Source organism: Cobetia sp. SIMBA_158 (genome assembly GCF_046566945.1).
GTDB classification, from domain to species: domain Bacteria; phylum Pseudomonadota; class Gammaproteobacteria; order Pseudomonadales; family Halomonadaceae; genus Cobetia; species Cobetia amphilecti.
In genome coordinates this window covers 280,252-302,598 of record NZ_JAWJYL010000003.1, presented here as the reverse complement: position 1 = coordinate 302,598, position 22,347 = coordinate 280,252, and the positions used below count along the sequence as shown (strand labels likewise).

The following is a 22,347-nucleotide window of genomic DNA, read 5'->3' as shown; positions in this document are numbered from 1 at the left end:
CAATGTAACAGGTCGTATTGTGATTCCTGCAAGAATCTGACCAAATGGTCAGTGCATGTTGTGGTATTTTGTTCGCCGGTGTCTCAACGGGCTGTTTTCACTGCTGTTCCAACGCCACGTGATAGTCGCTTGACCAGAGCCTCCTGCTTGCGCACATCGCCGCTGACAAGCGAGTGAGATAGACAGGGGGCTGTCGCCAAGAGACTCGAATGCTTTTTTCTGACCTGATGAGTGATGCCGATGCCCGCGGATTCTCCTTCTTCCCTTTACGCTGAAGTCCGTCGTACCCGTAGTGCGGAGTTGAGCGTGCCGCCTGCCAGCTCTCCTCGTGAGCAAGCCGAGAGCCGCATTCTCGAGGCCGCCGAATGCGTATTCGCCTGTCACGGTTATCGCGGCAGCACCTTGAAGCAGATTGCGGAAGTGGCCGAGTTGCCCAAGGCCAATCTGCTCTATTATTTCGGCTCCAAGGAGAAGCTCTACGTTCACCTGCTGGAGCAGACCCTGACGCGCTGGAATGCCTCGCTCGAGGATATCTCGCCCGACGATGAGCCGCGTGAGGTGCTGGAAGCGCTGGTGCGCGTCAAGCTCAAGCTGGCACGCCAGGCACCGCAGGCCTCGCGCCTGTTCGCGGCGGAGGTGATCAGCGGGGCGCCTTTCCTGCGCGATTATCTCAGTGGCGACCTGCGTGACTGGGTACAGGCGCGCTGTGATGTCATGAAGGCCTGGATGGCCGCGGGTAAACTGCGTGAGGCGGAGCCGATGTGGGTGATCTACCTCATCTGGTCCACCACTCAGCATTACGCGGATTTCGCCGCCCAGATCGATCAGCTGGGGGGAGCGCCACAGAGCGATGAAGACTGGGAGCAGCTGGCGGATTTCGTGGCCAGCACGCTTTGTGATGGTCTGTGCCCTTCTCAGGCATGACCGGCAAGAGCGGCAAGAGCGGCAAGAGCGGCATGAGCGCTTAAGCCGGCGGGTTCAGCGCTCTGTCAGTCGCCTGTTGTCTGTTGTCACTGCCTCGCCGCACAGCAAAAAGCCCGCCCCGGAATCCGGGGCGGGCTTTTTGGTTGTTGCGTCGTTCTTGCGTCATTCTGGAAAAGTGAAGGAAACCGCCATCAGGCGGTCAGCTTGCCATCTCCAAGGGCATGCCAGGATCGCGATCCAGCACGGCTTCTTCCTCTTGCTTGGCCCCCGACAACTCGGCTTTTTCCAATTGAGAGATGTCACAGTGTTGATGCATCTGCCAGCCATCGCGGGCATCGTCGGCCAGATAGATCAGCGCGGCATCGGCGCTGGACCACAGACGCGCGAGGTCACGTTGGTGGCGGGTGCGGTTGGCCAGCGGCAGCGCATCGGCGGTGACTACCACCACCGGCGCCTTGCGCAGCCAGCGCGGCGCATGACTCGGCCAGCTGTGATGCACGGCGTCCAGCCAGGGCGCCTGGGGATGGCCGGGCGATGACTGCCAACGCCAGCCACGCCCGACTTCGGTGATCCCGCGCGCCGTCCAGATCAGGCTGCGGCGCGGCAGCTGCGCCTCCAGGCTTTTCAGCAACGCATCGTCGCTATCCGTCAGCGGCTGGATGGCTCCTGACATCATGCTCAGGTATTCGCCAGCGTGCTGGCCGGCGGTCAGCTCCAGCTTGGTGCGAGGCGCCGGGGCGAGGGCGATGCTGTTCTCCAGCGGTATGTGCATGCCGCATTCCATGCCGATGGTATAGACGCTCATGCCAGCATTCCTCGACGCGTCATGCTCTGACGCAGCAGGGTGTGGTGACGGTGCATCGCCTCCCAGTCAGCGTGAGCCTTGTGATTGATGTCAGGGTTGAAGACGGCTTTCTGCTGCGCGATGGGCGATGCTGTCGGAGTCGATGTCTCGGCTGAGGTCTGGGCTGCCACTGCCGAGGCGGCAATGTCAGCCTGGCTGCGCGTGTCATGGGCCGGTGAAGGCGTCGTGGGGGCCGCCGTTGTCTTCAGGCTCAGCGGCGGTGCCTCGTAGCCCATCGCCATCACGCCCAGCAATTGAGCGGACTGGGCATTGGCGACATCCTGGGTGGCGCTACCAGAGCGCGGCAAGAGGGTGAATGTCTGTGTCGTGACCTTGGCTGTCATGGCTCGGCAGGTATCGAGGAGGGCAGTCATCGTTGAGGTGGCCATGAGAATGCTCCTTGCGCATCGCGAGCGCTTTATCGGGAATATTGCAGTCCGGCAAGGGTCGTTGGCGTTACTGCGCGGCGTATGACCTGTCGGCTGGCTAGTCTTGATCAAGCGGCTTGCGTGCCGTTTTGATGTGATGAACAGTAAAAACAGTCGCTTGTGTCTGTCGCGCGGTGCGGATGGTTGGCGTCGTGCAGCGCTTGAGGGCGTCAGAGGCGTTCAGGATGAGGAAAAAGCGCTCATCGCGAGGGTTACGCCTTTCGTCTATGCACTGTCAGTCAGCACCTGGCCCAGGCTTTGCACTGTCTTGATGCAATCGTTGATGCAATCGTTGCTCTGCGCTCACGCAGAATCTTTTCAGGAGTGTCTCTTAATGCCACGAGCGCCCATAGATCACAGCGCGCCCTCCGAGGATGACGTGTCCGGTGAATCCCGGGCAGTGCACCCGGATGGGGAAGTGCCTGCCCCCGATGTCGATGTCGATGCCGATGCCACCGTCAGTCTCGCTCGCCATGCCGCAAGGCAGGGAACCAGGAGCCTGAGTCTGCATCAGCGTCTGACCCGCTCGCTTGAGGAGCTCACCCCGAACGAGCAGCGCATCGCGCGCTTTCTGCTCGCGCATCAGGATGAACTGGCGCTATACAACGCCGCGGAACTGTCACGTCTGACCGACGTCTCCAAGGCGACGGTCAGCCGCCTGTTCCGCCGCCTCGGCTATCAGGACTTCCGTGAGGCGCGGGACCAGGCGCGCAGTCTGCGCCAATCCGGTGTGCCGGTGGCGGCAGCGCCGACGGCAGACCATCACCAGCGTCACTATGAGCAGGAGTGTCGCAACCTGCGTCAGGCACTGGCGGCGCTGGACATGCTCGACATGGAGGCCTTGAACAGCGCTCTGGCCAAGGCCGAGCGGCTGCAGATCATCGGCTTTCGCAATGCCTATCCACTGGCGCTGCACCTGCGCCAGCAGTTGCTGCAGCTACGCGAGCAGGTGGCGGTGCTGCCGCAACCCGGACAATCGCTCGGCGAGGAGGTCGCACGCCTGGGCGCCGATGACGCCGTGGTGGTTTTCGCCATGCGCCGGCGACCGCAGGGGCTGGCACGATTGCTTGAATGGCTGGGGCAGGCGCCCTGTACGGTGCTGCTGGTCTGCGATGACAGCCTGAGCACCATCCCCGCCGGTATCGAGCATGTTCTGCGCTGCCCGTTGGACAGCGTCAGCGCCTTCGACAGCTACGCCGCAGCCATGAGCCAGATCAATCTGCTGGCCACGCGCCTGCTGCATGACGACCTCGTCGGTGGGCGCAGTCAGATACGCCGCGTGACCGATACCTTCGATGCGCTGGAGGAACTGGGCGACGGCTGATCGTACAGCTTGAAGTGCTCCTGCCTTTCCTTTCTCCCTCTCTATCCCCCTGTGGGCCGCCAGCCTTGCTTCTGATCTGTGCGGCGGCCCGATTCGACTCGCCGCGCTCTGCGCACCCGCAGGGCGCATATGCCTGCCTGACTGCACCATCTGCTGCCATGTCGCTGGTGTCGGCGCCCTGATCTCGCCGCCCGTCGAGGCCACCATCCTCGATTTCGCCTCCCGCAGGTGTGTATCGCTTCTTCTCCTTTCCATTCGCTGTTTGGCTTGCATGCCTGTGCTCAAGCGCGTTCTCAGGCCCCTGCTCGGGCGTGTGAGCCGCAGGTGACTCTGCGCTGCCTGCAACTCGATCACCTGATTGAGCATCTAGCGCAAGCCTTTGGCACACCTGTTGCAAAGATTGATAAGGGAATCACTTGTTTCATTGGTCAGGTTCTGAAGACGAATGGGACAGCGAGTCATTGGATCTGACTCGGCGAGACACTCGGCAAGAAGCACGGCGGGACGATCAACAACAACCAACAACAATCCACTGCCGCAAGGCACCAGGCGCATGACGAGTCGTTCTCGTATCAGCGCCTGGCATTGACGGATACCGGAGTCGACCGATGAGCAAGCGTCACGAGAGCAAGGCCCAGCAGCGCGCCACACGGACAGGCAACAAGCAGCGTCTTGGCAACTGGGTCCGCAAGGGAATATTGCTGGCCCTGTGGGGCACGTTGGCGTCCACCGCCCTGAGCGCACACGCGGATGCACTGAGTGACATCAAAGATAGCGGGGTGTTGAAAGTGGCGGTGCCCCAGGACTTCCCGCCCTTCGGCTCGGTCGGCCCGGACCTCAAGCCGCGTGGCTACGATATCGACATGGCGCGCTATCTGGCAGACGAGATGGATGTGAAGCTTGAGCTGGTGCCGGTCACCTCGGCCAATCGCATCCCTTACCTACAGACCCGCAAGGTCGATCTGGTGATCTCGAGCCTGGGCAAGAATCCCGAGCGTGAGAAGGCGATCGATTTTTCCGATGCCTATGCGCCGTTCTTCCTAGGCGTGTTCGGCGAGAAGGGCAGTGAGGTGGACTCCGCGCAAGCACTGAGCGAGAAGACCATCGGCGTGACACGTGGCTCGGTGGAAGACATGGAGCTCAGCAAGGTGGCACCGGAATCGACCACCGTGAAGCGCTTCGAAGACAACAACACGACCTTGTCGGCCTTCCTGTCAGGGCAGGTCGAGATGATCGCCACCGGCAATCTCGTCACCGCCGCCATCGCCGAGCGCAATCCTGCCCGCGTGCCGGTCAGCGTGCTGCCGCTCAAAAATTCTCCCTGCTATGTGGGCATGCGTCATGACTCGCCGGCGCTCAAGGCGCGCGTGAATGAGCTGATCGCCCAGGGAATCGAGGATGGCACGCTCAATACGCTCTCCGAGACCTGGTTCAAGGCGCCGCTGCCGTCACTGGATGCCTGAATCGAGACGTCACACGTCTGATCCCTTTGCCCGTGAGGCTTGATCGATGAACTATCTCCCGGATTTCCCGCGCCTGTTGCCGTATCTGCCCGACCTGATGGCCGGGCTGATGACGACGGTCTGGCTGACGGCACTGACCACCACGCTGGGGATACTCGGCGCGGTGCTGTGTGTCTGGCAGCGCCATCGTGCGCCGACCAGCCTCTTCAGCCGGCTGCTGGGCATGCTGGTGGAGCTGCTGCGCAACACGCCCTTCATCGTCCAGCTGTTCTTCATCTTCTTCGGTCTGCCGGCGCTGGGGCTGTCACTCAGTGCCGAGATGGCTGCGGTAATCGCGATGACACTCAACCTGGCGGCCTACAGCAGTGAAATCCTGCGTGCCGGGGTCGATGCCACCGGTCGCGGCCAGTGGGAAGCCGGGCGGGCACTGGGGCTTACCCGCTGGCAGAGCTATCGCCATGTGGTGCTGATGCCGGCGCTGGAACGCATGTATCCTGCGCTGACCAGCCAGTGCGTGATCGTGATGCTGGGTTCCGCCGTGGTCTCCCAGATCAGCGTGGCGGACCTGACCTTCGCGGCCAACTTCATCCAGTCACGTACCTTCCTGAGCTTCGAGAGCTACGTGGTGACGGCAGGCATGTACCTGCTATTGGCCATCGCGATGCGCGCCTTGCTCAACCGCATCGGGCGTCGCCTGTTCGGCTTTCGCCACCTGACGCCGGCCCCGCGTAGCCGTCTGTCTTCCCCTGTCCTGAAAGAGGCCCACTCATGATCGACTTCACGCTGTGGGACATTCTGCGCAACCTGTTGCTGGCGGCGCGCTGGACACTGGCGCTGTCCCTGATCGCCTTCATCGGCGGCAGTCTGGTCGGGCTGGCGCTGACCTTTCTGCGCCTGACCCGCTGGCCGGGGGCGGCGCTCTTCTGTCGTCTCTATACCGAGCTGTTCCAGGGCACGCCGCTGTTGATGCAGTTGTTCCTGGCCTTCTTCGGCGTGGCGGTCTTCGGGCTGGATGTCTCGGCCTGGACGGCGGCGGCCGTGGCGCTGACGCTGTTCAGCAGTGCCTTCCTGCATGACATCTGGCGCGGCTGTGTCGAGGCGGTGCCCAAGGGGCAGTGGGAAGGGGCGCGGGTGCTGGGGCTCGGCTACCTGAAGACCATGCGCCACATCATCCTGCCGCAGGCGCTGCGCATGGCCATCGCGCCGACCGTCGGCTTCTCGGTGCAGATCATCAAGGGCACTGCGCTTGCCTCGGTGATCGGCTTCGTCGAGCTGACCAAGGCCGGCACCATGCTCAACAACGCCACCCTGGAACCCTTCACCGTCTTCGCGCTGGTCGCGTTGCTGTATTTCGCCATGTGCTATCCGCTGTCGCGGCTGGCTCGCCATCTGGAGGCACGTCTCAATGTCACTGCTCGCTGAAGTTTCTGCGCTGGAAAGCGCCTCATCCGACGCTGCTGTCTCCGAGAAGGCCGCCGTCACCGAGAGCGCTCCCGTCTCCGACAGCGCCCTTGATACCGAGAGCGCCAAGGCGCCGCTGGTCAGTCTGTCGGCGCTGACCAAGTCCTTCGGTGACCTGCCGGTACTCAAGGGGATCGATCTCGAGGTGCGCCCGGGTGAGGTGGTGTCGATCATCGGTCGCAGCGGTTCCGGCAAGAGCACCTTGCTGCGCTGTATCAATCAGCTTGAACAGCATGACGGCGGCGCCATTCATGTCGCCGGCAAGCTGCTGGACGGTAGCGAGATGGACGCCGCCGCCCTGGCACAGGATGTCGGTATGGTGTTCCAGAGCTTCAATCTGTTTCCCCACAAGCGCGTCGGCGAGAACGTGATGCTGGCACCGATGCTGGTCAAGGGCGTCGCCCGGGATGTCGCCGAGCGCGAGGCCCGCGAGATGCTGGCCAAGGTCGGGCTGGGGGAGAAATTCGATGCCTGGCCGAGTCAGCTCTCCGGTGGACAGCAGCAGCGGGTGGCGATCGCACGCGCCCTGGCGATGCACCCCAAGGTGCTGCTCTGCGATGAGATCACCTCGGCGCTGGACCCGGAACTGGTCGGCGATGTGCTCAAGGTGCTGGAACAGCTCAAGCGTGAGGGCATGACGCTGATTCTGGTCACCCACGAGATGAATTTCGCCCGCGATGTGGGGGATCGCGTGATCTTCATGCATCAAGGGCGCGTGCATGAATCAGGCGACCCCGCGACGCTGTTTGCCAATCCGGCCACGGAAGAGCTGCGCCAGTTCCTTGGCGCGGTGCTGTGATCACACCGCACCATGATCGTGCCAAGAAGGCGACCCCCTAATGAGTCGAATGGAGTCGGTCCCGATGGACAAGCGTATCTATGTTGCCTCGGCGCGTTTCTCCGGGCCGCGGGGACAGGGGCGGCAGGAAGAAGGTCCGCTGAATGGTCAGCGACTGGTGGTGAAGGATCTGTTCGCGATCAAGGGCGAGCGCATCGGCCAGGGCAATCCTGACCTGCTGGCCAGTGCCCCCATTGAGCGGCATACGGCACCTGCTGTCCTCGCGCTTCAGCAGGCGGGGGCCGATTATCGAGCCCGCACCACCACCGATGAGCTGGCCTACAGCCTCAATGGCACCAATGCGCATTTCGGCACGCCGCAGAACCCACGCGCGCCGCTGAGGTTGCCGGGCGGCTCGAGCGTGGGCTCTGCGGTGGCGGTGGCACGTGGCGAGGCGGAGATCGGGCTGGGCACCGATACCGGCGGCTCCATCCGCGTACCGTCCAGTTACTGCGGGCTTTACGGATTAAGACCGACTCATGGACGCATCAGCATGACGGGGCTCAAGCCGTTGGCGCCGCGCTTCGACACCGTCGGCTGGATGACGCGGGATCTGGCGACGCTGACGCAGGTCAGTGAGGTGCTGATGCCGCCGGCGACAGCCACTCGACTGCCGGCTCGTATCATCCTGCTGGTACCGGAAGGGCTGGCCGCGGGGCCTTATCAGCGCCTGCTCGGGCCGCTGTCCCGGCGTCTTGAGTCGCTCGGCTTTCAGTGCGAGCGGCGCATGCTGAGCCAGGCCTTCATGGCACGCGCCAGTGAAGCCTTCCGGATTCTGCAGGGCTGCGAGATTCGGCGTACGCACCAGGCGTGGTTGAGTACGCCGGAGCAGGGGCCCGAAACTCGCTGGCCGCAGCTGAATCCGGATATCGCGGCAAGACTCAAATGGTGCATGACGCTCAGCGATACCGACGAGCAGGCAGCAGAAGCCAAGGCAGATACCGTTCGAGGCTGGTATCGCCAGCAGCTGGCGGCCAGTCAGGAAGGAAGCGAGTCGGCAGCGGAGGCTGGCAGTCGCGTGCCTCATGCCCAGGCCGAAGCCACCAGCGAGGCGGTCTTCGTGCTGCCCACCACGCCGGGCGCCTCACCTTTGCTGGGCGCTAGCCTAGAGGTGATGGAGGCCTATCGTCATCGCCTGATGGGACTCACCGCGCTGGCGGGCTTGAACGGTGCGCCGCAGCTGAGTCTGCCGTGGCTTGCCGACTCGGCGGCACGTCTGCCACAGGAATCCGCACCCCCGCCCTGGGGCGTGTCATTGCTGGGCCTGCCGGGTCGTGATGAGAGCCTGTTGGCACTGGCCAGCATGTTGGAAAACTGACCAGCGCTGCCTTGCATGTGCGATTGCAGACATTGTCTGGAGTTGAACAGAAACGCCGCATCCCGAAAGGGCTGCGGCGTTTGTGGTGCTGGCGCTTGAAGGGATGGTTCGTCAGTTGGCGGGGGTATAGGGATGCTCGCGTTGCCAGTGCTCGGCGATATCGATGCGTCGCGTGATCCATACCTTGTCGTGGGACTGGATGTAATCGAGGAAGCGTTTCAGCGCCGCGAAGCGTCCCGGGCGGCCGGCGATCCGACAGTGCAGCCCGATGGAGAGCATCTTGGGCGCGGTGTCGCCCTCGGCATAGAGCACATCAAAGGCATCGCGCAGGTACTGGAAGAAGTCCTCGCCGCTATTGAAGCCCTGGGCGCTGGCGAAGCGCATGTCATTGGTGTCCAGGGTGTAGGGCACGACGAGATGCGGCACCTGCTCACCATTGGCGGTAGTCACCTCCATCCACAGTGGCAGGTCATCGCCGTAGTAATCGCTGTCGTAGGTGAAGCCGCCGTGTTCCACCACCAGACGGCGGGTATTGGGGCTGTCACGTCCGGTATACCAGCCCTGCGGCGCATGGCCGACCAGCTCGCGATAGCTTTCCACCGCGCGTTCCAGATGGGCGCGCTCATGGGCCTCATCCATGTGCTGGTAATGAATCCAGCGCCAGCCATGACTGGCGATCTCGTGGCCGTCCTCCAGGAAACGCGCGACCAGATCCGGATGGCGAGCCAGCGCCATGCCGACCCCGAAGACCGTCAGCGGCAATTCCCGGCGCTTGAATTCATCCAGAATCCGCCACACGCCACTGCGCGAGCCATATTCGTAGATCGACTCCATGCTCATGTGCCGCGCGGGGTAGGCCTCGGCACCGATGATCTCGGAGAGAAACTTCTCGCTCTCGCTATCGCCGTGCAGCAGGCAATTCTCGCCGCCTTCCTCGTAGTTGAGCACGAACTGGACCGCGATCTTTGCGCCACCCGGCCAGTTGGCATGCGGTGGCGTGTCGGCATAACCGATCAGGTCACGCGGATACTCATCGCCCCACAGGGCATTGTCGGTGTCTGGCATCGTGCGGCTTCCTTGCGGATGGCTAACGTAACGTAATGAAGAGTGAAGACAAGTGCGAAATGTACACACAATCACATCTCCATTGATGTGCAGGCTTTGTGCCATCACGGCGCATGGTGGCGACATCACGCTTGCATCCCGCATCAATTCGTCGGTGTCCACCAGCGAGGCAGCAACCGTGCGACTTCCGGGCGCATGAAGCGGTCATCGATCAAGTGGATCACGCCCTGATCCTGCTCGCTGCGAATCACTCGGCCGGCAGCCTGCACCACTCTGGTGAGTCCCGGGTACAGATAGGTGCAGTCATCGGCATTCAAGGGCTGGATGACCGGATGCGGTGCGCGCGTATCGTCGCGTGAGTCGCCTTCAGCCTGTTGCGGCTGGCTACGCCGCTGAGCGTCGTTGTCGAGCCATGTGGCCAGGCGCTGCTTGAGCTCTTCATTCTCGGGGCTGAAACCGGCCAGTCCCAGGGTGGCGATGAAGGCCCCGATCAGACGCGAGCCGGGTAGATCGATCCCTTCGCCGAAGGCGCCACCCAGTACCGCGAAGCCGATGCCTTGGCCCTCGGGCGTGAAGCGCTGAATGAAGCCGGTGCGCTCCGCTTCCGTCATGGCGCGGGTCTGGCGCCATTGGGGAATCTCCGGCGCCAGCTGTTGCAGGGTGCTGGCGACCTGCTCCAAATAGGCGAAGCTCGAGAAGAACGCCAGATAGTTGCCCGGGCGCTGCCGGTATTGGCGCGCCATCAACTCGGCGATCGGCCGACAGGAGGCGTCGCGATCCCGCAGGCGTGTCGAGAGCCGGTGACGACTGACCTGCACCTGGGCCGCGCTGAACGGGGAATCGACACTCAGCCAGACGGCATCGTCCGCCAGACCTAGCAGGCGATGGTGATAGGCCGGTGGATTGAGTGTGGCCGAGAACAGCAGAGTGGCGTGACTGGCGCGCAGGCGGGGCGCCAGCCACGGCGCCGGGCTGACGCAGCGCAGTCGCGGCTGGATCTGGCGCACGCTGCGCCCGCGGGGCTTGCGTGGCCGGGCTGCTGCTTCTGATCCTACTGCTTCTGCCCCTACAGCCGATGCTGCGCTGCAACTCGAGCTTGAATCGCTGGCAAGCGACGCCTGCCGCGCAGGGGGAGTGGCGGCGAGTTCGACCTCGAACAGAGAGTGATCGCCGAAGCCTTCGGCGAGTCGCGCCAGTGTCAGTGCCGCAAAATACGCCTCCATCATCTCGACATCGGGCTCCACGCGGCGCCTGGCCGTGGAGGAGGCCGAGCCGGAGACTGTCGTTGCAGTGCCTGTATCCTTGGTAATCGGTGCCGAAGAGGAGGCATCGCTTGCGATCAGGCCCAGCTGTTCGGGGGCTTGTGTTGCTTTGGCTCTCGCTGGCTGTTGCCTGGCCGCAGCAGGGTTTGCGGCCTTGTCAGGCTCCGCCAACCAGTCGCCCATCGCGCCGGTCCACTGGCTCAAGGCCTTGAGGAAGTCGCCGGGCAGAGCCTCCAGCGCAAGGCGCTGCGCCTTGTGGCCTTCGTGCCTGCTATCGACCTTGCTCGCCTGTGTATCGTCGTCAGTACCCAGCTCGAGCTGCTCCAGCGCTCGCCATTGCCGGGCCAGCGCGCGGGAGGCCGAGCGCAGCGGGGCCGGATGGCCCGTGCGGCTCAGCTGCTTGAGCAGAAAGTGGAACTGCCGGGCGTCGAGCTCGGTGCTGTACATGCCGCGGGCGCGCTCGATGAGGTTGTGGCTCTCATCGACCAGCACCACCGTGTGCCAGTCATTGGCCTGGGTCAGGGCGAACAGCAGCGCATGACTGTCGAAGTAGTGGTTGTGGTCGCCGATGATGACATCCGCCCAGCGCGAGAGCTCCTGGGCGAGAAAATAGGGGCAGATGTCGTGGGCCAAAGCGTGGCGGCGTGTCGTCGCCAGATTCAGTGGCCGTTGGTCGGCGAGCGCGGCGGCGCGTGCCGCGGGCAGGCGATCATAGAACCCGCGCGCCAGCGGGCAGGACTCGCCATGACAGGCGAGTGTCGGGTGCTCGCAGGTCTTGCTGCGCGCGCCCAGTTCCAGAATGCGCAGCGGTGTCGCCGGTGTCTTGTCCTGATCCTCGCTGTCATCAGCGGCTGGTGCCAAGGTGGCCAGCGCGTCGAGTGCCAGCGCGCGCCCCGGCGTGCGGGCGGTGAGGTAGAAGAGTCTGTCCGTGCCGCTTGCGGGCATCGCGCGCAGTGCCGGATACAGCGTCGCCAGGGTCTTGCCGGTGCCGGTCGGTGCCTCGGCAAGCAGCTCGCGGCCGGTCATCACTGCCTTGTAGGCGTGCTCGGCCAGCTGGCGTTGCCCGGGGCGCCAGCTCGGCCATGGAAAGGCCAGGCGGCTCAGCGCGCTGTCGCGGGCACTGCGATGGGCCAGCTCATTGGCGGCGAATTCGCTGAAGCGTGCCGCCAGACGTGCCAGCTCCGCCTCCAGCGCCTCACGGCTCCACCAGGCTTCCAGACGCTGCTCATCATGCTGCGCCTGGCCTTGTTTTGGGTCAGTCTGCTCGTTCTGCTCTTCTTGCTCTTTCTTGGTGCTCTTGACGCCCCTGGGCGCATCCGCCGCGATGTCCAGATAGACCAGAGCCAGCGTGATGCCTTCGAGGTCTCGGCTGCGACACATCAGGGCGCCGTAGACGCGTGCCTGGGCCCAATGCAGAGCGCGATGGTGCGCGGGCTGGCGGGAGAGGTCGCCGCGGTGGGTCTTGATCTCCTCGAGGCAGTTGCGCTTGGGATCATAGCCATCGGCGCGCCCACGGATGGTCAGGTTGCCGATGTCACCGCTGAGCGAGATCTCGCTTTCATAGTCCTTGCCGCGGCGGCGCACGATACGCTGATGACCACGGATGCCCTGCTGGGCGGTAGGCGATGGCGTGAAGCGCAGGTCCAGATCGCCCTCGCGCGCGGCAAAGGCGCACAGTTCACGCACCGCGATCCGGTAGCGTGCGGGCTCAGCGTGGGTCTTGTCCGCCTTGATCATGATGCAGGAGGTGCCTTGTGCCGGGAGCATTCGTCTGCTGAGGCCTCGGTCGCGCTCAGCCACTCGACTCGACACTCCAGCGCCGGCATCGCATGGCGTGCGAACAGGGCCAGCCAGTGACGCTGGTTGTCCTGCAGACGGTCGGTGGGCGCCTTGACCTCGATCAGCCGATAACGGTCGCTGCTGTGCTCGGGGAAGAACTGGATCAGGTCCGGCAGGCCGGCGCGATGTTCGCGAGGGTTGGCCAGCAGGTGGCGGAAACAGGCTTCCAGATGCGCGGGTGGGATGCAGTCCAGTGCGTGGTTCAGCAGTTCCTCGCTCAATAGCTCCCAGTGCACGAAGGGCGCCTGAATTCCCTGTTTCTGCTGGTGGCGTTCACGGATCACCGCCCGGTAGCTTTCATCGTTCAGGCGTGCGAAGCAGGCCTCGAAAGCGGCCTGGCGACGGCTGACGAAGTCAGGACGATAGAGGTCCGCCGGGCCGGTATGGAAGGCGTGGAAGAAGGCCCCCGGCAAGGGGGCGAACAGCACCTCCCAGCACAGCAGGGTGAAGAGCGCGGGAATCAGGCCATTCTCGACATAGAAGACCGGTGCCTCGGGCGTGGCCAACGCATGGGCGGCTGCGCGCTCGACCCCGTGGATGCCATCAGCCGCCGAGGTGGCAAGGTCGGGCACCGTGAGGGTGATCTGCGGCGTGGTCGGTGCCTTGGCGGGGCTGGGCGCGGGCAATCCGAGGCCACGGCACAGACGCGGCAGGGCGCGTTCGAGTGCCAGCTGCTCGTCCAGCGTGATCTCGGCGCGCGCCAACCGCTCGCTGGCCAGCGCGTGAGCTGCGCTGATATCGCCAGACAACTCCAGTGCTCTCACCCGGCGCGGCATGGCACGCGGGGCATATGCGGAATCCTCGAGACAGGCGTATTGACGGGCAGCGGCCTGATGCCAGCCCTGACGCTCGGCGTCGCGGGCCAGCGAGAAGCGCAGGCGGTCACGCCGCTGCGCCAGCCAGGCATTGGCACGATCATCAATAGCACGCCCGTCAGTGGCATGAGCGTCAGTGAGCTGATGAGTCGTGGACGGCTCACTGCGGAGCTCGTTTGCCGCTGCAGACGGCGTCGCATCCAGCGCCGCGACGATGCGCTGCCAGTGCCGCTCAAGCTCGGCGTTCGCCGTGCGGCCCAGCCGCTCGCTGGCTTGCTGCCAGTCCTCACGCAGTTGCTCCAGCGCCAGATAGCGATCCACCTCCCAGCGATGGGTGAAGGCGCGCGAGGCCGGCGACAGGGCGACTGTCTCGCAACGCAGCAGGCCCAGCTCGCTGAGTACGAAGTCCGACAGAGTCTGGCGCAGGTTGCCGAAGAACATCAGGCTCAGGCGCCGCGACAGCTCACCCAGCCGGACACTCAAGGTGTCTGCGGCAGGGTCGTTCAACCACGCTGGCAGTGGCCGTGGCGTGATGTCACCCAGCAGCTCGCTGATGGCATCATGCATGCGACGCTTGGGCGTACTTCTGGGCAGCTCGGCAAAGGCAGCCCGGAGGCGCGGCAAGGTCACCAGCGCCAGCATCTCGTCCAGCGTCAGGTCGGCATTGTGGCGGCACAGGCCGTCAGGCGTGGCACTGTCGGCGAGCGGTGTGATCAATGGCTGGCTTGCGGCCTCGATCGCACCGATCTCGGGATAATGCAGCTGCGAGCGTTCGAAATGATCGCCCTTGCGCATCAGCAGTCGCACCAGCAAGGCCCGCGAGGCATCCGGCAGGTGAGTGATGGCGTCCACCGTGGCACGCTCCGCTTCTGTCAGCAGATCGGCGTGACACTGGCAGACCCAGCCGATCAGGGTGTCGAAGTTGGCCAGGTAGTAGCGCGGATTGTCGAGGGGAGCGGCTTGCATGGCGACCTGTCGAAGTAGCGGGCAGTGCGGCGGTTTGCCCGAAAGCATGGGGTTATATACAGTATATGGCCATCTGTCGCGCTGCAATCTCTTGCAAAGCCTGTCACGAGTCACCACCTGACTGTCATCCAGTGGTAAAATCGTTTCATCTGCATGTCTTGAAAGCTTCATGACACGACAGGTGGGCAGGCGTGACAGCGCGTCGACCGCGATTCCTCCCCTCGGAGGCATTTCCGCGATGGTTCAGGATGGGCCATCGATCATTATTCAAGCAGGGCAGGAAGGCAGTCCATGTTTCTTGATCAGTTTCACCGGGTCGAAGATGGCCGCGTGCGGATCACCGCCGAGCAGGCAAGTCGTTTCGCCAAGCAGATGGCGGGGGATTACAACCCCATTCATGACCCGGACGCGCGACGCTTCTGTGTGCCCGGCGACCTGCTGTTCTCCCTGTTGCTGGCGAAATTCGGTCTGTCGCAGTGCATGACCATCCGTTTCTGCGGCATGGTCGGCAACGATGTGCCCTTGATCTTCGAAGCGCTGGACGCCCCCGACGAGAATGGCGTGTCCCTGCTGGTGCGCGATGAAGCCGGCAAGGTCTACCTGACGGTCGAGCGCAGCGGCGATACCACCCATGACGAGGAAGTGGTCGCCAATTTCACCCGCCAGTACATCGCCTTCTCCGGGCGCAACTTCCCGCACTTCCTGCAGCCGTTGATGCTGGAGAAGGGCGTGATGTTCAACCCGGCCCGCCCGCTGGTGATCTACGACAGCATGGGCTTCTGTTTCGAGCGCCTGGATATCGCCGACCTGCACCTCGACTTCGTGGGGTCCTCGCTCGAGGTCAACGGCAAGCGTGGCGATACCCTGCTCGAGTTCAGCATCCATGATGGCGAGCAGTGCATCGGCAGTGGCTCCAAGAAGCTGGTCGTCAGTGGGCTGCGGGATTACTGCGCCGAGACCATGGATGCGTTCGTGGAGTCCTTCGAGGCGCTCAAGCGCGAAGCCGAAGCCTGAGATAGCCGGTCAGTCTGACGCTTGTCGCCAGTTGCCCCGCGCATGAGTCGGCAGTCATGAAGACGCCCGCCAGAGAATTCTCTGGCGGGCGTCTTGCCATCTGAATATCACAACGCTTGTGAAGCATCGCTGGGAATCGCCGGTTGTCATTCACCGCCGGCTGGCTGGCTCTCCGTGCGAGTGTTCTACCGTGCTCAGTGCTTGATGCTGATCGGCGCCAGTGCATCGCCCTGGGGGGAGATGCGCCCGATGATGGCGCTGGCGTGATAGCCGGCAGCCTTGAGCGCGGCCAGGCAGGCCTCGGCCTCACCGGCTGGCACACTGGCCAGAAGGCCACCGGCGGTCTGTGGATCGAACAGCAGCGGATAACGCGGATGATCGATGACGCCGGCCTGGTCCTTCAGGGCACGCTTGAGGCGCAGATTGGCCGGTTGCAGCGAGCTGACCACGCCGCGGGCGACACAGTACTCGGCGCCGTCGAGCACTGGCAGGGCATCGATCTCGAGCTCGGCATCCACGCCGCTGGCGCGGGTCATCTCCACCAGATGGCCGAGCAGACCGAAGCCGGTGACATCGGTGGAGGCGCTCACCTGATGCGCGCGCAGGATATCCGCCGCGCGCTGACTGGATTGCTGCATGCTGTCCAGCGCGGCGTCGATCCAGCGGCCGCGGGCTTCCAGGCGTGCGTGCGCCGCCAACAGCGTGCCGGTGCCGATGGCCTTGGTAAGCAGCAGCACATCACCCGGCTGCATGCCGCCCTTGCAGGTGACGCCGGCCAGACCCTCCTCCACCAGACCATTGAGCGCGAAGCCCAGCGCCAGCTCCTGACCTTCGCCGGTGTGGCCGCCGACCAGACTGCAACCTGCCTCGTTGAGCACCTCGGTCGCGCCTTGCATCAGCTCGCGCACCAGTGGTTCGACCTTGCGCTCGACCCCCTGTGGCACCGTGGCCACCGCCGTCGCCGTATGCGGCGTCGCGCCCATGGCGTAGAGATCGCCCAGCGCGTGATTGGCGGCGATGCGCCCGAACAGATAGGGGTCATCGATGAAGGCGCGGAAGAAGTCGACGCTGTGCACCAGCGCCTGTCCATCGGGTACGCGCACGATGGCGGCATCATCCGGGGCATGCAGCCCGACCAGCACGTCCGGGTTCTCGCGCGGGGCGAGGCTCTGCAGCGCTCGCGACAGCACGCTGGCGCCGACCTTGGCCCCGCAGCCGCCGCAGCGCATCGCCAGTGCGGACAGGGCCTGATGCGCCTCCTGCTCATCCAGCTCGGCGGTCAGGCGCGGATGCAGCTTGCCATCGCTGCCCTTGAGCGCCTGCCAAGCAGCGCTGATACGCTGATACAGCCCGGAAAGGCCGCCGGTGTCCGCGGCGTCCTGCATGCTGGGCAGTTCATTGAAGCGTGCCATGAACTGGCGATCGATATGGTCCTTCCAGCGCCACAGCCACGGGCGCAGACGCGGCGCGACCAGCCCCAGGCTGCCGCGCGAGGCGATGGCATCGCGATCCCCGGTGCTGATCAGCGCCAGCCAGCGCGACTGCGGGATATGGTCCTTGAGTGGCTCGCCGCGCACGGCCCGTCGCAGATTGTCGGCCAGTGGCCGCGCCTGACGCACGGCAAACACGCCGGCCTTCTCGCGGGGATGGTTGAGCTGATGCGCGATATCGCCCGCGGCGAAGATGGCGTCATCCTCAAGCGTCTGCAGGCTATCGCGAACCTTGAGGAAGCCATCCTCGTCCAGGCTCAGTCCGGTCTTCTCCAGCCAGCGCGCACCACCGGCCCGTGTCACCCAGATGGCCTCATCGGCCTGATGGCAGGCACCGCTGGCACTGATCAGCTGGCGCTGGGCGGTCGAGGATGCGCGTTCGACGGCCGTGATCTCCTCGCCGAAATGTACCTGGACACCGCGCGCGTGCAGGGTAGTGGCAAGCGCCTCACTGACCGTGTGCGCATGGGTGGGCAACAGACGCTGACCACGTGTGATCAGCGTCAGGTTCGGCGCGAGCGCATCGGGCAACTCGGTGGCGAGGCGCTGCTGGATGGCCAGCAGCAGCTCGACCCCGCCGGCACCGCCGCCGACCAGCACGATATCGAGCGGGCGCTCGGCGCTTCTGGCGCGCTCGAGCAGACTCAGCCAGCGCTGCTGGAAGGTGCTGATCGGCTTGACCGCCACCACGGGGGCGTCTGCGGCTTCAGGGTCACCGATACCGTCGATGTGGGACAGGCGAGGCGTGGAGCCGATATTGATCGACAGCAGGTCGTAGTCCACCGCCGGGCGCTCGGCGCAGATCACGCGGCGCTCGCGGCGGTCGATGTCGATCACCTGATCGCGATAGAAGCGGGCGCCGGCGAACTGACACAGCCGGCGCAGGTCGATATGCACATCGTCGAACGTATAATGACCGGCGACGTAGCCCGGCAACATGCCGGAATAGGGCGTGTCGGTGTCGCGACAGATGACGGTCAGGCGGACACCGGGCTCTGGCTGCATGGCAAAGCGCATCAGCACGCCGACGTGGCTGTGCCCACCGCCGATCAGGACGATATCACGCACGATAGGCGCTTTGACTGGCATGGAGGCGGACGGCATCGTGAATCTCGATAGTCAGTAGAGTAGGGAAACAGGAGCAGGGTATGCAGAGCCAGGGCGCGCCAGATGAGACCGGCGACAGGATTCGCAAAAGCAGGAGTCTAGCAACTTGAACTTTCTCGGTCATGCACGCCTGAGTCTGGCGGGCAGCGATAACTTCCTGTTTGGCAACCTGATTGCCGATGGCGTGCGCGGCAGTGACCTGAGCGACTGGTCGCCGGAGGTAGAGGCGGGCATCCGCTTTCACCGCCACTGCGACGCGGTGATCGACGCTCATCCCGAGACACGCTGGTTGTTGACCCAGGTGCCGCCTTCGTCGCGACGTGTCGCCGGCATCGCCTTCGACATGATGTGGGATCACCTGCTGGCCGCCGAGATGCATGATGACGATATCGAGCGCCTCTATCGACTGCTGGCGCGTGAGGAGATGCCGTCACGTCTGTCGAGCCTGATCGAATGGATTCAGGTGCGCGATGCACTCAGGCGCTATCAGGAGCTGGAGTTCACACTCGCGACCATTGCCAGCATCGGCGAGCGCATGACGGCCAGACGCCGCTTACGCCAGCAAAGTGATACACGCAGCGGAAGGCATACGCACAAGGTGGGGGATCTGGATGCAGAAGCCAATCCGCTGGCGGACATGACGCCGTGGTTGGCGGATAACCGCGCGATGCTCGAGGACAGCTTCGCGCGGTTGTGGCCGGACATGCTGGCATTGCGCCAGCCGGCCTAAGTAGACGTGCTTTTGTCAATCAGCGCTGAAGGGGGCGGGCATTCTCTCCGCCTTGCCATTCATGGTAGGCGTCGATCTGTTCTTGGGAGGCTTCGATCGGCGTCTGCATGACAAACCAGGTGACGGGCTCAGAGCATGGGGGAGTGGTAAGCGAGCCGGAGTACTGCCAGCCGGCATGCTCGCGTGGCAGCAGCAGATTGGCAGACAGGCCACTTGTCAGGGTCTCGGAGAGACCGCGCTGGGGCAGGCGGCTCAAGAGGCGGCTGAGAGCTAGGTTGTCATGCCCTTCCTGGACCATTACGGCCAGCACGGCCAGCTTGCCTTCCGGCGTGCTGTGCACCAGATGGATTTCCATGGCGGCACGCTTGCCGTCGATGGCGTGCTCTGACGGCACATGCAGGTGCACCTGCGACAGGGTGTACTGGGTGCCATCCAGCGTCATGGTATTGCCGCTGGCCCCTTCGATCTGCAGGGTGTGGCCCGTATCGCGCGTGACGAGCAGCGGCGAGTGGTAGTCGAGTTTCGGGCCCGCTTCATTCAGCGTGCGTGACTGGCTGTCGATATCGATCGGCGACTGCTGGCTGCCGGCTGAGCACTCGGCATAGCCCGGGGTGAGCTCTCCCCAATGCTCGGGGCCATTGGCTCCGGCGTTGGTGTCATCCGCGGATTCACTCGCATAGCTCCATTCAGTGACCGACGTGCCCGGCGCAGGCGACGTGGCAATGTCATCGGCGAGCGCTGGCAAGGGTGACGACGTGGTGGCAAGCAGCACAGCCATGGCAAGTGGGCGTAACAGCGCGCGGGGCGACGAGGAAGAGGCTGGCATTGAGGTGTCCTTGCTCAAGAGTCCGTAACCGATCAGTGTCCTGAGCCGCCCTAGGCAGTCAGAACTCAGATGAATGAAGGCAATCAGTGTGCCGGACTCAGGGGCGAGGTCAAGATGACGCTGGAGTATCACTAGGGTGTCGCATTCCAGCGTCAGTTGTCGCGGTAGTACTCACGACATTTGTAAAGACAATTGTGAAAAAGGGAGGGGAGAGCGGTGTCAGCGCTCGAGCCACAGGCATTCCACGCTGTCGCCGTGGTTGAGCTGTGCGTGGGGCGGAATCACGGCCAGTGCCTGAGCACCGGCGCAGGAGGAGAGTACCGCCGAGTTCTGGTCCGGGAAGGCATGTGCCTCAAGCTGTCCATCACTGCCGGGCGCCAAGGTGACGCGCAGATGGTCCTGACGGATGGCGGTGCGGGCAGAGAAGGCCGCGCGTACCGTGAGACGTTTAAGCTCGCGCAATGCAGTGCAGTCGGTCATCTCGCCCAGTAACGGACGAAGGAACAGCCAGCCTCCGACCCAGCTTGAGACCGGATTGCCCGGCAGGCCCACGACACGCACCGCGTCACCCCGGGGGCTGTTGATGCGCCCCAGCGCCAGTGGTTTGCCCGGTTTGATGGCCAGACGCCACAGATCCAAGCTGCCGAGCGCCTCGATGGCGGGGCGGACGTGGTCTTCCTCGCCGACGCTGACTCCACCGCAGGTGACGATCAGATCAGCCTGTTGCGCCGCCGAAGCGAGGGCGTCACGGGTGGCCTCGAAGGTATCGGCCACATTGAGTGGCGCCAGCACCACCTCAGCCCCGAAGTCGCTGAGCATCTGGCTGAGCATCACGCGATTGGAGTTGTAGATCTGGCCGGGCTTGAGCGGCTGGCCGGGTTCGATCAGTTCATCACCGGTCGCGAACAAGGCCACCCGTACCTTGCGGCGCACCATTACGTGACTTGCCCCCTGGCCACACAGAAGGCCCAGCGCGGCAGCGTCCAGTCGCGTGCCCGCGGCGAGCAATCGATTGCCCTTGCTGACATCCCGGCCTTGAACCCGAATGTTGTCGCCGTGGGTGCGAGGTCCGGGCAGCCAGGCCAGGGTGGTGCCATCTTCGCCTTCACGCAGTGTCACCTCTTCCTGCATGACCACCACGTCGGCACCGTCGGGGATTTCCGCTCCGGTGAACAGGCGCGCGCAACTCGCCACGGCCAGCGGCGTGGCAGGTTGACCTGCCGCGATACGCTGACTGATCGGCAGCCAGGCACCGTCACCAATGTCTGCCACGCGGGCGCAGTAGCCATCCATCTGGGAGTTGTCGGCAGGCGGCACGTCCAGCTCGGCATGCACGTCCTCGGCGAGCACGCGCCCGGCAGCGTCACTGACTGCCACGCGCTCGGCAGGCATCAGCGGGCAGCTGTCACGTAGCGCTGCGAGTGCACTGGCCAGGGGCGCCAGCCCCTTGGCGCCGACAGGTACGGCGTCGCAGCCACACTCTGCCGCCGCGGAAGGCGACGGGCGAGAATGCGGGTCTTTACTGGCGTCAGTGGGCATGGGTTCCGCGCTCCGGAATCACCAGGTTGGCGAAGTTGCAGGGGCGATGACGGCTGTCGAGCTGCTCCCTGAGGATGCCGTTCCAGGCCGTCTTGCAGGCGCCGGTGGAGCCGGGCAGACAGAACACCACGGTACGGTTGGCCAGCCCGCCCAGACAGCGGCTCTGGATTGTCGAGCTGCCGACTTCCTGGTGTGAAAGCTGACGGAAGAGTTCGCCGAAGCCCTGGATTTCCTTGTCGAGCAGCACGCGAATGGCTTCCGGCGTGGAATCACGCCCAGTGAAGCCTGTCCCCCCCGTCGTCAGGATGACCTGCACGGCCGGGTCCGCGATCCACTCGCTGACCACGGCGCGCAGCTGGTAGACGTCATCGGGCACGATGCGCTTTTCATGCAGGGTATGGCCAGCCGCCGTCAGGTTGTCGACCAGAGCGTCACCGGAGCGGTCATTCTCTGCGGTACGTGTATCCGAGACGGTCAATACCGCGATGGTGAGGCCGATCTGTTCGTTATTGCCGCTCATGATCAGTCCTTCTTGCCTTGTTGACGTGCCTCGAGCGCTGCCAGCTGCTCAGGGGTCGCCTTCGCCTGGTGATGTGTCTTCCACTCGGAATAGGGCATGCCGTAGACATGCTCGCGCGCCGCGTCGTAATCGAAACTCACGCCACGCTCCTCGCCAGCGGCCATCAGCCACTTGGAGAGGCAGTTGCGGCAGAAGTCGGCGAGGATCATCAGATCGATGTTCTGGACATCCTTGTTGTCATCCAGATGCTTGAGCAGACGACGGAAAGCGGCCGCTTCCAGTTCGGTGCGGGTCTGTTCGTCCAGTTGGCTCAGGTCTTGTACGGCTTGAGGGGTCGGGTCGCTCATCGAATTCTCCTGAGAAGGCGCAGCTAAGCGCCAGCCTTCATGCTGTCGGGGTGCCTAGTGGGCCCAGGCCGGATATCTGAAACTTTACGCAACTAATGCAGGGCTGTGAACCAGCGCTGCACGCCTGTGGTTCGGTCTGTGGTTTGGCAGACGGATTGGCAGACGGATTGGCCGGTGGAACGCTAGTGGGTGGCAGCGTCTGTGCTGGCAAGCGAAAACGCCCGGCA

At 64.2% G+C, this 22,347-nt stretch carries 19 protein-coding genes; 9 read left to right on the top strand and 10 right to left on the bottom strand.

The features are described from left to right. Nucleotides 1–240: 240 nt before the first annotated feature. Nucleotides 241–924, top strand: coding sequence for a TetR family transcriptional regulator C-terminal domain-containing protein (locus tag R2R70_RS07255; RefSeq protein ID WP_131431996.1), 684 nt, complete (start codon nucleotides 241–243; stop codon nucleotides 922–924). Nucleotides 925–1,123: 199 nt separating this feature from the next. On the opposite strand, the gene R2R70_RS07250 is transcribed toward R2R70_RS07255, so the two are convergent. Both R2R70_RS07250 and R2R70_RS07245 read right to left on the bottom strand, forming a co-directional pair. After that, nucleotides 1,124–1,729, bottom strand: coding sequence for a hypothetical protein (locus R2R70_RS07250; RefSeq protein ID WP_410977701.1), 606 nt, complete (start codon nucleotides 1,727–1,729; stop codon nucleotides 1,124–1,126). Continuing rightward, a complete protein-coding gene (locus tag R2R70_RS07245) occupies nucleotides 1,726–2,157 on the bottom strand; it encodes a hypothetical protein (protein WP_410977700.1) in 432 nt (143 codons plus the stop codon). Before R2R70_RS07245 ends, R2R70_RS07250 begins: the two co-directional genes overlap by 4 nt. 373 nt (nucleotides 2,158–2,530) lie before the next feature. On the opposite strand from R2R70_RS07245, the gene R2R70_RS07240 reads away from it, so the two are divergent. From R2R70_RS07240 to R2R70_RS07215, 6 genes are all read left to right on the top strand, one after another. Further along, nucleotides 2,531–3,520: a MurR/RpiR family transcriptional regulator gene (locus R2R70_RS07240; RefSeq protein WP_410977699.1), complete on the top strand. Its 990-nt coding sequence runs from the start codon at nucleotides 2,531–2,533 to the stop codon at nucleotides 3,518–3,520. Between the two features lie 608 nt (nucleotides 3,521–4,128). Further along, the gene (locus R2R70_RS07235; protein WP_410977698.1) at nucleotides 4,129–4,983 is read left to right on the top strand and encodes a transporter substrate-binding domain-containing protein; all 855 of its coding nucleotides are present in this window, start codon (nucleotides 4,129–4,131) and stop codon (nucleotides 4,981–4,983) included. Between the two features lie 46 nt (nucleotides 4,984–5,029). Then, complete coding sequence (locus R2R70_RS07230) at nucleotides 5,030–5,755, top strand: amino acid ABC transporter permease (RefSeq protein ID WP_107334855.1); 726 nt, start codon at nucleotides 5,030–5,032, stop codon at nucleotides 5,753–5,755. Continuing rightward, nucleotides 5,752–6,405 (top strand): amino acid ABC transporter permease, encoded by a 654-nt coding sequence (locus tag R2R70_RS07225; protein ID WP_077376658.1) that lies wholly within the window; start codon nucleotides 5,752–5,754, stop codon nucleotides 6,403–6,405. The genes R2R70_RS07230 and R2R70_RS07225 overlap by 4 nt, the downstream gene beginning before the upstream one ends. Next, entirely contained in the window at nucleotides 6,389–7,243 is an 855-nt protein-coding gene (locus tag R2R70_RS07220; RefSeq protein WP_410977697.1) for an amino acid ABC transporter ATP-binding protein, read from the top strand. The genes R2R70_RS07225 and R2R70_RS07220 overlap by 17 nt, the downstream gene beginning before the upstream one ends. A 64-nt stretch (nucleotides 7,244–7,307) precedes the next feature. After that, a complete protein-coding gene (locus R2R70_RS07215; RefSeq protein WP_410977696.1) occupies nucleotides 7,308–8,600 on the top strand; it encodes an amidase family protein in 1,293 nt (430 codons plus the stop codon). A gap of 111 nt (nucleotides 8,601–8,711) precedes the next feature. Here the strand turns inward: R2R70_RS07215 and puuE are convergent, their stop codons facing one another. The 3 genes from puuE to R2R70_RS07200 all read right to left on the bottom strand — a co-directional run bounded on the left by puuE (nucleotide 8,712) and on the right by R2R70_RS07200 (nucleotide 14,547). Beyond that, nucleotides 8,712–9,665, bottom strand: a complete 954-nt coding sequence (gene puuE, locus R2R70_RS07210) for an allantoinase PuuE (protein ID WP_410977695.1) — start codon at nucleotides 9,663–9,665, stop codon at nucleotides 8,712–8,714. A 143-nt stretch (nucleotides 9,666–9,808) separates the two neighbouring features. Next, the gene (locus tag R2R70_RS07205; protein ID WP_410977694.1) at nucleotides 9,809–12,694 is read right to left on the bottom strand and encodes a helicase C-terminal domain-containing protein; all 2,886 of its coding nucleotides are present in this window, start codon (nucleotides 12,692–12,694) and stop codon (nucleotides 9,809–9,811) included. Next, the gene (locus R2R70_RS07200; RefSeq protein ID WP_410977693.1) at nucleotides 12,661–14,547 is read right to left on the bottom strand and encodes a VRR-NUC domain-containing protein; all 1,887 of its coding nucleotides are present in this window, start codon (nucleotides 14,545–14,547) and stop codon (nucleotides 12,661–12,663) included. The genes R2R70_RS07205 and R2R70_RS07200 overlap by 34 nt, the downstream gene beginning before the upstream one ends. A 291-nt stretch (nucleotides 14,548–14,838) precedes the next feature. On the opposite strand from R2R70_RS07200, the gene R2R70_RS07195 reads away from it, so the two are divergent. Further along, nucleotides 14,839–15,561: a DUF3581 family protein gene (locus R2R70_RS07195; RefSeq protein WP_054556084.1), complete on the top strand. Its 723-nt coding sequence runs from the start codon at nucleotides 14,839–14,841 to the stop codon at nucleotides 15,559–15,561. A gap of 194 nt (nucleotides 15,562–15,755) precedes the next feature. On the opposite strand, the gene selD is transcribed toward R2R70_RS07195, so the two are convergent. Continuing rightward, nucleotides 15,756–18,119: a selenide, water dikinase SelD gene (gene selD / locus R2R70_RS07190; RefSeq protein WP_410977692.1), complete on the bottom strand. Its 2,364-nt coding sequence runs from the start codon at nucleotides 18,117–18,119 to the stop codon at nucleotides 15,756–15,758. Between the two features lie 145 nt (nucleotides 18,120–18,264). Between selD and R2R70_RS07185 the strand changes: the two genes are divergently transcribed. Next, nucleotides 18,265–18,888: a DUF479 domain-containing protein gene (locus R2R70_RS07185; protein WP_410977691.1), complete on the top strand. Its 624-nt coding sequence runs from the start codon at nucleotides 18,265–18,267 to the stop codon at nucleotides 18,886–18,888. Between the two features lie 19 nt (nucleotides 18,889–18,907). Here R2R70_RS07185 and R2R70_RS07180 read toward each other — a convergent pair whose 3' ends face one another. The 4 genes from R2R70_RS07180 to R2R70_RS07165 form a co-directional block, all read right to left on the bottom strand. Then, the gene (locus R2R70_RS07180; RefSeq protein WP_131432007.1) at nucleotides 18,908–19,714 is read right to left on the bottom strand and encodes a carbonic anhydrase; all 807 of its coding nucleotides are present in this window, start codon (nucleotides 19,712–19,714) and stop codon (nucleotides 18,908–18,910) included. A gap of 219 nt (nucleotides 19,715–19,933) precedes the next feature. After that, complete coding sequence (glp, locus tag R2R70_RS07175) at nucleotides 19,934–21,253, bottom strand: gephyrin-like molybdotransferase Glp (RefSeq protein WP_107334845.1); 1,320 nt, start codon at nucleotides 21,251–21,253, stop codon at nucleotides 19,934–19,936. After that, a complete protein-coding gene (gene moaB, locus R2R70_RS07170) occupies nucleotides 21,243–21,773 on the bottom strand; it encodes a molybdenum cofactor biosynthesis protein B (RefSeq protein WP_410977690.1) in 531 nt (176 codons plus the stop codon). The genes glp and moaB overlap by 11 nt, the downstream gene beginning before the upstream one ends. A 2-nt stretch (nucleotides 21,774–21,775) precedes the next feature. Further along, a complete protein-coding gene (locus tag R2R70_RS07165) occupies nucleotides 21,776–22,120 on the bottom strand; it encodes a DUF1244 domain-containing protein (protein ID WP_054556717.1) in 345 nt (114 codons plus the stop codon). Nucleotides 22,121–22,347 lie beyond the last annotated feature (227 nt).